This is a genomic window from Vibrio genomosp. F10 str. 9ZD137, assembly GCF_049974785.1.
Classification (GTDB): domain Bacteria; phylum Pseudomonadota; class Gammaproteobacteria; order Enterobacterales; family Vibrionaceae; genus Vibrio.
Window position 1 is genome coordinate 1 of the sequence record NZ_JBNGCJ010000445.1, and the last position, 8138, is coordinate 8138.

Annotated in this window: 9 protein-coding genes and 1 pseudogene; all 10 read right to left on the reverse strand. The window is 45.2% G+C overall.

Features of this window, described 5'->3' with window-relative positions:
• A pseudogene (locus tag ACP45E_RS10610) lies at positions 1 to 168 on the reverse strand (response regulator); the annotation flags it as partial.
• A 3-nt stretch (positions 169 to 171) separates the two neighbouring features.
• The gene (locus ACP45E_RS10615; protein ID WP_017037675.1) at positions 172 to 861 is read right to left on the reverse strand and encodes a tetratricopeptide repeat protein; all 690 of its coding nucleotides are present in this window, start codon (positions 859 to 861) and stop codon (positions 172 to 174) included.
• Positions 862 to 875: 14 nt separating this feature from the next.
• Positions 876 to 1730: an SDR family oxidoreductase gene (locus ACP45E_RS10620; protein WP_069584989.1), complete on the reverse strand. Its 855-nt coding sequence runs from the start codon at positions 1728 to 1730 to the stop codon at positions 876 to 878.
• Positions 1731 to 1738: 8 nt separating this feature from the next.
• Positions 1739 to 2437 carry a TenA family transcriptional regulator gene (locus tag ACP45E_RS10625; protein WP_017037677.1) on the reverse strand — a complete coding sequence of 233 codons (699 nt, stop codon included), beginning with the start codon at positions 2435 to 2437 and terminating at the stop codon, positions 1739 to 1741.
• Between the two features lie 10 nt (positions 2438 to 2447).
• Positions 2448 to 4019 (reverse strand): AMP-binding protein, encoded by a 1572-nt coding sequence (locus ACP45E_RS10630; protein ID WP_017037678.1) that lies wholly within the window; start codon positions 4017 to 4019, stop codon positions 2448 to 2450.
• A 7-nt stretch (positions 4020 to 4026) separates the two neighbouring features.
• Positions 4027 to 4638, reverse strand: coding sequence for a thermostable hemolysin (locus tag ACP45E_RS10635; RefSeq protein WP_017037679.1), 612 nt, complete (start codon positions 4636 to 4638; stop codon positions 4027 to 4029).
• Positions 4639 to 4907: 269 nt separating this feature from the next.
• Positions 4908 to 5738, reverse strand: a complete 831-nt coding sequence (locus ACP45E_RS10640; protein ID WP_017033318.1) for a hypothetical protein — start codon at positions 5736 to 5738, stop codon at positions 4908 to 4910.
• Positions 5723 to 6595 (reverse strand): ABC transporter ATP-binding protein, encoded by an 873-nt coding sequence (locus ACP45E_RS10645; protein WP_017037680.1) that lies wholly within the window; start codon positions 6593 to 6595, stop codon positions 5723 to 5725. Before ACP45E_RS10645 ends, ACP45E_RS10640 begins: the two co-directional genes overlap by 16 nt.
• Entirely contained in the window at positions 6592 to 6978 is a 387-nt protein-coding gene (locus tag ACP45E_RS10650; protein ID WP_017033320.1) for a GntR family transcriptional regulator, read from the reverse strand. Before ACP45E_RS10650 ends, ACP45E_RS10645 begins: the two co-directional genes overlap by 4 nt.
• Positions 6979 to 7065: 87 nt before the next feature.
• Positions 7066 to 8138 (reverse strand): glycerophosphodiester phosphodiesterase (locus ACP45E_RS10655; protein WP_277815699.1); only part of this gene is annotated, 1073 nt, incomplete at its 5' end.

Sequence of the window (8138 nt, forward strand, 5' to 3'; positions counted from 1 at the left end):
GTCGGGTAGAGTGAGATCCAAAATCACGGCTGTAAATACCTCCGTTTTTAGAGCACTTGTCACCCCTGATCCCCTTTCAACCCAGTCTACGGTGTATCCATGGCGAGTTAATGACGTCACCATAGAGACACCCAATAGTTTGTCATCTTCTACGAGTAATAAGCGCATAGGCTATTTCATTTTCCTTAGTGTCGCTTCAATGTCTAGTTTTCTGCCCTCATCGGCCAATGGGCGATCAGGGCGTATTGGCGCTTGCATGGCGCGAGCAAGATAGATCTTCGCTTCTTTCTCTCGGCCTTCTTCAGCAAGGTAATCCCCATAAAAATAGTTTGGATCGATACCTTTTGGATTGATCTCTAACGCTGTTTTTAACATTTCTTCGGCTTTGTCATCATCACCAAACCCAATTGGCCATCCTGGCACCTTATAGTATAAAGAGCCTAAACTGGTGTAAGCAGAGCCATTTAATGTTTGCGGCGACGTTTCAATGACCTTTTCAAGTAGAGATTTCGCTTCTTTGGCCAAAGATAGAGCCCCTAAACCGCCCTGAGCGCCTGCTAAGGAGGCCTTATTGATTGCAAGCCAAACCGTCAGTTCAGAGTTATCTGGTGAGCGGCTCAGATAACGGTCAGTTTTTGCGATGGCTCGATGGAAGCAACGCTCTTTATCATCGCTATCAGGAGTGTGGTATTGGCATTCAGCCCAGGTTTTTTGCACATCTTCAAGCGGAGGCATGCTGGCAAACGCGTTCGCTGAAAACAGGGCTAAACCAATCGTTAAGGTGCAGTATGCCTTGAGGGTGTTCGAGATTGTGAAGATTCTACATACTGTTAAATTAAAAGCCAGTTTTGTGGTATTCATCATTAATATCCTTATTAGTGGCTAACTCGGGTTACAAATTGGTGAATGGTTTTGTGCTGTTTTCGAATGGCCGATGAAACAACGCTAGGAAACAGTTGGTTGATACGTGCAAATAGTTTTTCTGGCCAGCCTATCCACTTTGCTGGAATTTCCTTCTCTAACATTGTGACAACATGCTGTGCGACAATTTTCGGGTCATCGGTTTGGTTGCCTAATTGTTGATTCATCTTGTCTACGGCATCACTATTTAGCGACGTTTTAGTTGCCCTTGGCGCTAAATATAACGCTCGAATACCCGTGAAAAAAAGTTCCCTGTCGAGTGATTCTGTAAAGCGATGAAGCCCTGCTTTAGCTGCGCAGTAGGAGGTATAGCCCGGGTATCCAATAGATCCGAACGTTGAACCAATGTTGAGGATAATTCCCGGCTGATTTAGCCAAGTGAGTGCCGATTGGCTCAAAAGAATCGGAGCGATAAGGTTGAGCTGAATCTCTTTCTCAATTTGTCCTGAATGCTTGTGGCTCAGCAATGAAAAGTCATTGCATCCGGCATTATTAATCAGAGCATCGATTTTTTTCCCCAGACGCGCGTGTATGTTTCCCGTGTGTTTGTTTCCCGTGTGTTTGTTTTCCGCGTACTTGTTTTGCGCGTATTGGTTTATGACATCAAGCCCTTCTGAGGTCGTGATATTTGCGATCAACACCGTGTGATTGTTTTCACTCGGCAGCGATGCTTTCAGCGCCATTAGTTTTTGTTCGTTTCGTCCTACGAGAATGAGTTGAGCGCCGCTGTGGGCTAACTCAGTGGCAATGGCCTGACCTATACCGCCAGTCGCCCCGGTAATTAAAATCGTGCTGTTTTTAATTTTCATGGTTTACCTCACGCGGCTTGTTGACTTTTTTGCTTGTTTACTGGGGCAGCGGGTAGGGCTCTAAGCATTTGCCCGTAGAGTGAAAACACCATATTGGCGGAGTCAATGATGGCTTTCTGGTCTTCGCTGCGGGTGACTTTGTTCATCAATAGCTCAAAGAAGCGCAAATGGTCTTGATCTAACACACTGTGGGAGACGAGATAAGTCATCGCGGAAGGGGGGAGGTTCAGGGTGGATTGGATTTGTTCTGCCATTCTCCCCCCAATACCAACACTGGTCCCTTCTAAAACCCAAACCATACCAAACAATGCCATTGGGTTATGCCGATCAATAGAGTTATAGAGGTACGCCACCATCAGTTCAATCGCCTGACCAATGGCACCTTCACCCAGATTATTACGCACGGATTGCGCATCACCATTACACGCTTCGATATCATTCAATATCCATTCTTGATGGCCTTTTTCTTCATCAATGTATTCGGCAATGGCTTCACGAACCCATTCATATTGGTCTGATAATCGCCCGCCACACGCCATAAGTAACGGTACGGTGTGTTTTACGTGGTGATAAGCTTGAGTAAGGAAGGCAATGTATATCTCTTTAGAAATGTTCCCTTGTTGAACCTCAGTAATAATTGGCGCGGTCAACATGGCCTGCTGAGCCGATGAAGTGTGTTGTTTAAGTTGTTCGAAAAATAGAGTCATAATGTTCCCCTTAAGAAGCGATAGATTGTTGGAATGGTAGGTCAATTATTTGGACCTTTTGGCCATCCAGTGTTAATTCAGATGTTTTACAAGACAGAAACTGAGAAACGCTTTGCTCGATTTGATCTCGTTTGAGTTTTCCATTTTCGGTGTACCAGTGAGTGATCGCCTGTGGATTTTCAATAATCAGCAACATCCTGATCTGCGCGTAATCGGGGAGAGTGCTATTTAGCGCTGCTATTTGCGCTTTAATACTGTCGCAATTTCCGTCGCTAAGGTCGTCGCTAATGCCGTTGTAACTTGCGGCCACCGCACATAAGGCTTGTTGAGTATCGCCCGTGACAATTAATGGTGTACTTGGCAAGAATGATAGGGCTTCAGATTCCACCCATTCCGGCGAGATGTTTCTTCCGTAAGCGGTGACGATGAGGTTTTTTTTACGGCCAGATAAGGTGATGTAGCCGTGATCGTCTATTTGCGCTAAATCTCCTGTGGCTAACCATTCTTGGGCGAATGCCTCATTTAAATAGCCAAGGGCCGTATTACCACTGACTAACAGTTCTCCATCTTCTGCAATACGCACCTGCACATGGGGTAACGGCTTTCCACTGGTGCCTGGTTTGAAATGAGAAGGTGTATTTAGGCAAACTACCGATCCACATTCTGATAACCCATACCCTTCAAAAGCGGGAATGTGTAAAGAGTGCGCCGCATTAATTAGCTGCGATGAAACCCTTGCGCCACCAACCGCGACAAACGTCAAGGAGGCTGAAAGCTCAGGTTGTTGCTGAATGATCTGGATAAGTGCAAGTAACAACGCAGGGGTTAACACCAAGCTATCGGGCTTTACTCTTGCTAAAGCTTTCGCAAACATAGTCGTGTCAAACTGGCTGGACCCCGTTAACCCCGTTTGCTCTCCGGGAAGGATGTATGAGGTTCCTCCTAAGAGTAACGGGACGTATATGCCCGTGATGTTTTCTAAAAGTGTAGAAAGAGGCAGCAAGACAAGGTGTGTTCGAGCGATGTGACGGACACTTTGCGCCAGCGAGTTGGCGACTTGATAAAGGTGCTCGTTACTCAAACACACGCCTTTGGGTTGCCCTGTTGATCCAGAAGTGAAGGTGATTTTGCCTGTTCCTGTGAGATAAGAAACCTGCTCAGGGGCGGTTCTGAACATGAGAGGAAGCCCAGCGATGACAATATTGTTAACCTGAACCGCACTGAACTTTTTTTGTGATAAGTCTGAGAATGCTTGCCAATCGCCGATCAAAGCATCAACGCCAGATTGATGTAATGTATGCTCCACCTGCGCGATAGAAAAAAAGGTTGGAATAGGCACAACGACAATATTTGCATGCATGGCCGCTAGGTCGATTATTGCCCAGTTTGGGCTGTTTTGTGAACGCAATGCCAGTACTTTGATGTTCTGTGCTGTTAACGCTTTTGCTGTTTTTAGGATTTTTTCTTGCAGTTCAATATAGCTGATTCTAACCGATTGACCTGAGTTATCCTCACCAACAAAAGCTAGGTTTTCTGGTGTGGTTTTCGCCCATTTATTGATGGTTTTTAGAAGAGTATTCATGGCTCACCTATGCTTGCTTGCGCATTCTTTTTTGAATCAATTGAAGACGTTCGAGCCCTTTACGTAAATTCCCAGCAAGCACTCGGGGTTGGTGTTCGTAATAAGATCCCCATGTTGATTTTGCATCAGGGATTTTGTTTTGGTCGGCGTTTGCGATGATTTTCGGCTCTAGACCAAGGCGAACCATCATGGCGTGTAGAGGATCGGTTGCGGTAAAAATGCACCACTCAAAACCGTTATCCACTAACATTTCTGCAATGAGATAGAAATGAAGGGACGACATGCCGTTCGCAAACGATGCTAAGTGTCCAAATTCGACTAAGTTGGAGCGTTCTACGGCACAATCAAAGGTTGAAGTCACCAACGTTTGGGCATCATCATCTAGGTATTGCTCCAGGAAGAGCCGTTGGTCTTGTGCAGTACTAAAACCACAAACAGAAAGAATGTCGTCATGATTCATGAGCGTTAAATACGCAGGCATAAATTGTTTTAGGTCAGCATTGAATGCCTGGTGATAACGTTGAGAAACATGGTTGATAACTTGTTCCCAGAGTGGATGCATAGGGGACACAATCTCTAACGTTACGTTCTTTACAGAAGTTTTCGTGTTGTGTTTCATGAGCGCTTCCTTTGCTTTATGGATTATGAACACAATAAAACGCGAAACTTAAGAAACTCTTAAGAAACTCTTAAAAAATGGGAAAAAACTAAATAAAGGGTTGATAGGTCGTGGCTAATCGTCGATCCATCAAGATTTCAGGTAAAGGATTGTTGAAAAAAAGCCTGAAAAACAAGAAGATAGTGATTATAGGTGAAAATAAAAAGCGAGGGACTCCCTCGCTTTAGTGGTGGTTCAAGCTAGCTTAATCAAATCAAATTAAATCAAATTTAACGTACGGTACGGCTGAATTTCAAGCTCGTCATCCATGCAAGTAACCCGATGGCGCTGTAAATACCGACATTGAACCAACCAGCCTCTGGAATCGCAGTGAATGGGTGTGGAGCCAAAAGCGCATGCAGGGGTAGGTAGAAGACCTTTGAGAAAAACTGATCCAAGCCGTCGTAGTTGAACATCGCTATCGGCATCCATCGCAATGCGTAAACGGCAATTAAGATGACCAAAAGCGGCGAGTTTACCTTTTGCGAAACGGACATCGCAGCGAGTGCCAATGGCAACAGTAGAATCCCTACCAGCACCATTCGGAGTAGAAACTCAACCCAATTCAGTAATACGTACCCGAGTGAAGCTTGACGATAGAGCAGAGCCAATTGCTGGTCAGTGGCGATGTTTAAAACCCACAACATTAAGTCTGCGGATAAGACCAGTATTGAACACACTAAAGGGATAACCAACAAACCAAAAGAAAGCTTAACAAGGTGAGTTTTGGTGTCGCTGACCGGCATACTGCGCCAAAACATAATGCTGCCTTCTAAACGAGCTTTACGCAGCGTTCTAGGGAAGTATTGTGTGCCAAGTAAGATGGATAATAACCCTGCACCACCCATTATCAGCATATTGATATCATCGCCCATTTCTCGGTGTATATCGCTAATATCACCACTGATGCTCATTTGAAAAAACAGATCGTGCTGTAAGGTTGAGCTGCTCATCAGACTGACAAATAGCAGCAAACCACAAGCAAACATAAACAATGGAATACGCGTAATCAGCGGGTTTTCTATCCACTCTTTACGCAGCATGGCTAAGATTGAATGCATGACACTGACTCCTTCTGTAAAGCTAAAAACAGATCCGCTAACTTGACACTATAAATGCTGCCCAGCTCTTCTACTTGCGCTGCATATTGAGAGGAAAGTAGCCATTTAGTGGTGCCCAGTCCTTTTTGTGAAGAGAGCGGTGTTAGCGCTTCGATTTGCTCGCGATGCTCGTCGCTGGCATCCAAGATAAAATACTCTTCGCTGATGCGTTCCATCGATGTTTGAAGCACTGGCCGACCTTGTTTGAGAATCAGTACATCGGTGAGCAGATGTTCGATCTCAGCGACTTCGTGGCTGGCGATGATTAGCGCGCGTTCGCCATCGTGGAACCATTCCAATAAGTGCCGATAGAAAGTATCTCGGTAGACTAGATCCAGCCCCAGAGTCGGCTCATCCAAGATAAGAATTTGAGTATTGGTGGCAATGACAATGGCCAAATGCAATTGCACTTTCATTCCTTTTGAGAGGGATTTAATGCGAGCACGCGGCTTAATATCGGTCTGATCAAGCAGTTCATCTGCTTTGCGACGGTTGAATTCTGGGTGAACACCTTCGGAGTAGTCGAGAAGCTGTGCCACCGTCATCCAACCGGGAAGAACATTCACATCCGAGATATACGATAAGCTCTGCATAATTTTATCGCGCTGCATAATGGGCTCAAAACCCTTGATGCGAATCGTGCCTTGATACTCATGTGCTCCAAGAAGAGCGTTAATAAGGGTCGATTTTCCTGCGCCATTATGACCGAGCAGTCCAAGCACTTGGCCCGCATGCAGATCAAAACTCACGCCATGCAGAACATCTCCCTGCTGGCGATATTGCTTAGCGACGTTTTTTACACTGATTAATGCGCTCATTGGTCACCTTTTATGTGCGTTTCAAGTAAATGAGGTTTAAGTTGTTGACTGAACTCTTCGAGTGACATGTTGAGCCGTTCTAGAGTGGCCGCGATCTGCGGAATTTGTTGTTGAAGAAAGCGTGCTTTTTCATCGGCGAGCAGTTTTTGCTTGGCACCGTTGGCGACGAACATGCCTTGCCCCCGCTTTTTTTCGACTAATCCTTCATCAACCAACAGCTGATAGCCTTTCATGACGGTCAGATGATTAATTTTCATATTCGCAGAAACACTGCGCACGGAAGGTAAAGCTTGCCCTTCTTGCCAAATCCCTTGCAGTATCTGTTGAGTGATTTGATCAGCCAACTGACGGAAAATCGGTTGGTGATCATGCCAATGTGTCATGAACGGTTCCCTTGACTGAATTGGTGTTATAGTTATGTATAACACCAATTCAGTAATAAGAGAAGAAAATCGAGTCAATAATTCAGTTTATAAGGACAACCAATGCCGTAATGTGAGTAGGGCACGCTCGGAAAATTCCATATCATCAATCGCTGATTTGGCTTCTAAAGCCAGTTTGGGCTCATCCGTAATAATACCATCCACGCCCAGCAATAAGAGTCGCCTCATAGCGGCTGGGTTGTTAATGGTCCAAACCAGCACTTCTTGCTGACGTTGTTGTATTTCGATAATCCGCCACGGCTCTAGCCACTGTTCGCTGACCATTAACATATCCACATCGCGTTCTAAGCTGATTTCACCAACGCTGGCCGCATAGATCAGGGCGTAACGAAGATTTTCTGGACGCGAGTGCTTTAACTGACTCATCAGGTGTGTCAGAAGTTCGACATCAAGGCTTGAAACAATCATTGCTTGCTGATAATTCGGCAATAACCTGGCCATCGCAACGGCAAGATCCAAGCTTTGGTTATAGCGTTTTAGTTCGATATTAAATTCTATATCTTGGGCATAGTTATCTAATAGCTGTGTTAATAAGGGGGGAGGTACGCGGCCCTTTTTTTGATAGGCTTCAACAATGTCAGCATAGGTAGAGTGTTCAATGAGCAAGGGATCACCGAGCATACGGCCTAAATCACGATCGTGAAATACCACGATTTGCCCATCTTTGGTTATCTGTACATCAATTTCTGTGCTTTTAACCCCTAACGATATGGAATACAGAATGCCTGCTTCACTGTTTTCAGGGTGCTTAAAACCACCGCCGCGGTGTGAGGTAACATAGCTTGTTGTATCCGTTTGCAGGTGCTTAACGAAGTGGCGAACTTCGGTATAACTGTTGAATACGGCAAATACCAGGACAGATAGCATCGCAACGATTAACAAAGTGCGCCGTTGTGTACTGTGTTTCAAACCAACAAACCGTTCTTGGTCATTGACCAACTTGAGGCGTTTTGTTTGTAAACGCAGTACATAATATTGACAGCTGGCGTAGATAAATCGGTCGATGAAACTGAGCAGTAATGTCACGCCAATAAGCAGCAAGCTGGCTAACACAAGCCAAGAATAACGTTCCTGATCGGAAGTCAGATCGGAAGAGCGGT

What these genes read in the sequence shown, in the direction of transcription:
- ACP45E_RS10635 (WP_017037679.1), bottom strand. Translation starts at nt 4,638, where the DNA reads ATGAAACACAACACGAAAACTTCTGTAAAGAACGTAACGTTAGAGATT.
- ACP45E_RS10640 (WP_017033318.1), bottom strand. Translation starts at nt 5,738, where the DNA reads ATGCATTCAATCTTAGCCATGCTGCGTAAAGAGTGGATAGAAAACCCG.
- ACP45E_RS10630 (WP_017037678.1), bottom strand. Translation starts at nt 4,019, where the DNA reads ATGAATACTCTTCTAAAAACCATCAATAAATGGGCGAAAACCACACCA.
- ACP45E_RS10620 (WP_069584989.1), bottom strand. Translation starts at nt 1,730, where the DNA reads ATGAAAATTAAAAACAGCACGATTTTAATTACCGGGGCGACTGGCGGT.
- ACP45E_RS10625 (WP_017037677.1), bottom strand. Translation starts at nt 2,437, where the DNA reads ATGACTCTATTTTTCGAACAACTTAAACAACACACTTCATCGGCTCAG.
- ACP45E_RS10645 (WP_017037680.1), bottom strand. Translation starts at nt 6,595, where the DNA reads ATGAGCGCATTAATCAGTGTAAAAAACGTCGCTAAGCAATATCGCCAG.
- ACP45E_RS10615 (WP_017037675.1), bottom strand. Translation starts at nt 861, where the DNA reads ATGAATACCACAAAACTGGCTTTTAATTTAACAGTATGTAGAATCTTC.
- ACP45E_RS10650 (WP_017033320.1), bottom strand. Translation starts at nt 6,978, where the DNA reads ATGACACATTGGCATGATCACCAACCGATTTTCCGTCAGTTGGCTGAT.